Origin of the sequence: Clostridium ihumii AP5 (genome assembly GCF_000612845.1) — a bacterium.
Taxonomy (GTDB): Bacteria; Bacillota; Clostridia; order Clostridiales; family Clostridiaceae; genus Clostridium_J; species Clostridium_J ihumii.
Window position 1 is genome coordinate 1 of sequence record NZ_CCAT010000078.1, and the last position, 2,970, is coordinate 2,970.

The 2,970-nt window shown below is 49.3% G+C and carries 1 rRNA gene; it reads left to right on the plus strand.

From position 1 onward, the window contains the following. The first annotated feature begins 10 nt into the window (after positions 1–10). A 23S ribosomal RNA gene (locus BN346_RS15780) occupies positions 11–2,923 on the plus strand. Positions 2,924–2,970 lie beyond the last annotated feature (47 nt).

The window sequence follows — 2,970 nt, forward strand, 5'->3', positions numbered from 1 at the left end:
TTTAATAACTGGTCAAGCTACAAAGGGCGCAGGGTGAATGCCTTGGCACTAGGAGCCGATGAAGGACGTGATAAGCTGCGATAAGCTTTGGGTAGGCGCACATAGCCTGTGATCCAAAGATTTCCGAATGGGGAAACCTACTTAACTTCGTTAAGTACTGTATACTGAATACATAGGTATATGGAGGTAAACCCGGGGAACTGAAACATCTAAGTACCCGGAGGAAGAGAAAGAAAAATCGATTTCCTGAGTAGCGGCGAGCGAAATGGAAAGAGCCCAAACCAAAGTCTTTGACTTTGGGGTTGTGGACAGAACATCAAAGAAGACAGGAATTAGTCGAAGATAGCTGGAAAGCTACTCCGTAGAAGGTAATAGACCTGTAGACGAAAATGGAAGTTTTCAAGTTCTGATCCAGAGTACCACGAGACACGTGAAACCTTGTGGGAAGCAGGGAGGACCACCTCCCAAGGCTAAATACTACCTAGTGACCGATAGTGGAGAAGTACCGTGAGGGAAAGGTGAAAAGAACCCCGGAAGGGGAGTGAAATAGAACCTGAAACCCTGTGCCTACAACCGATCGAAGCACTTTATATGTGTGACGATGTGCTTTTTGTAGAACGAGCCAACGAGTTACGATATGTAGCGAGGTTAAGTACTTAAGGTACGGAGCCGAAGGGAAACCGAGTCTTAAATGGGCGTTAAGTTTGCTGTCGTAGACCCGAAACCGAGCGACCTATCCATGAGCAGGATGAAGCGAAAGTAAAATTTCGTGGAGGTCCGAACCCACGAGCGTTGAAAAGCTCGGGGATGACTTGTGGATAGCGGTGAAATTCCAATCGAGCTCGGAGATAGCTGGTTCTCCCCGAAATAGCTTTAGGGCTAGCCTCAAGGTTGAGAAATACGGAGGTAGAGCACTGAATATCCTAGGGGGCATTGCGCTTACCGAAGATTATCAAACTCCGAATGCCGTTATTTTATACTTGGGAGTCAGACTGTGGGTAATAAGATTCATAGTCGAGAGGGCAACAGCCCAGATCGTCAGCTAAGGTCCCTAAATGTAAGTTAAGTGGTAAAGGATGTGGGATTGCATAGACAACCAGGATGTTGGCTTAGAAGCAGCCACTCATTTAAAGAGTGCGTAATAGCTCACTGGTCGAGTGATCCTGCGCCGAAGATTACCGGGGCTAAAACTTACTACCGAAGCTACGATATCATTTATGATAGGTAGGGGAGCTTCCTATGCAGGCTGAAGCATGACCGTAAGGACGTGTGGACAGTATAGGAGTGAGAATGTTGGCATGAGTAGCGAGACGTGGGTGAGAATCCCACGGGCCGTAAACCCAAGGTTTCCAGGGGAAGGTTCGTCCGCCCTGGGTTAGTCGGGACCTAAGCCGAGGCCGAAAGGCGTAGGTGATGGACAACAGGTTGAGATTCCTGTACCACCGATAATCGTTTGAGAGATGGAATGACACAGTAGGATAAGCTAACCACACTGTTGGTTATGTGTGGCTAAGTACTGAGGCAGTCAAGGCAGGCAAATCCGCCATGATAATGCTGGGGTACGATGGGGAGCGAAATTAAGTAGCGAAGTAGCTGATTTCACACTGTCGAGAAAAGTTTCTATCGAGATTAAAGGTGCCCGTACCGCAAACCGACACAGGTGGGTGAGGAGAGTATCCTAAGGCCAGCGAGAGAACTGTTGTTAAGGAACTCGGCAAAATGACCCCGTAACTTAGGGAGAAGGGGTGCCACGTTAGGGTTAACGCCCGAGGTGGCCGCAGAGAATAGGCCCAAGCGACTGTTTACCAAAAACACAGGTTTCTGCTAAGTCGCAAGACGATGTATAGGAGCTGACGCCTGCCCGGTGCTGGAAGGTTAAGGGGATCTGTTAGGATTTATCCGAAGCAGTGAACTTAAGCCCCAGTAAACGGCGGCCGTAACTATAACGGTCCTAAGGTAGCGAAATTCCTTGTCGGGTAAGTTCCGACCCGCACGAAAGGCGTAACGATTTGGGCACTGTCTCAACAACAGACTCGGTGAAATTGTAATCCCGGTGAAGATGCCGGGTACCTGCGACAGGACGGAAAGACCCCATGGAGCTTTACTGTAGCTTGACATTGAATTTTGGTGCTACATGTACAGGATAGGTGGGAGGCTATGAAATCAGGACGCCAGTCTTGGTGGAGCCATCCTTGGGATACCACCCTTGTAGTACTGAGATTCTAACCAGATACCTTGAATCAGGTATTGGGACACTGTCAGGTGGGCAGTTTGACTGGGGCGGTCGCCTCCCAAAGAGTAACGGAGGCGCTCAAAGGTTCTCTCAGCACGGTCGGAAATCGTGCGTAGAGTGTAAAGGCAGAAGAGAGCTTGATTGCAAGACATACAGGTCGAGCAAGGACGAAAGTCGGACTTAGTGATCCGGTGGTTCCGCATGGAAGGGCCATCGCTCAACGGATAAAAGCTACCCTGGGGATAACAGGCTTATCTCCCCCAAGAGTCCACATCGACGGGGAGGTTTGGCACCTCGATGTCGGCTCATCACATCCTGGGGCTGTAGTAGGTCCCAAGGGTTGGGCTGTTCGCCCATTAAAGTGGTACGCGAGCTGGGTTCAGAACGTCGTGAGACAGTTCGGTCCCTATCCGTCGCAGGCGTAGGAAATTTGAGGAGACCTGTCCTTAGTACGAGAGGACCGGGATGGACGTACCTCTGGTGTACCAGTTGTTCTGCCAAGGGCATGGCTGGGTAGCTATGTACGGAATGGATAAGCGCTGAAAGCATCTAAGCGCGAAGCCAACTTCAAGATAAGATTTCCCACCGTAAGGGTAAGATCCCAGGAAGACTACCTGGTTGATAGGTCGGAGGTGTAAGTGCAGCAATGTATGTAGCTTACCGATACTAATAGATCGAGGACTTGACCAAGATTATTTAATCTTACAAATGTTATTCAGTTTTTAGAGTACTAACTC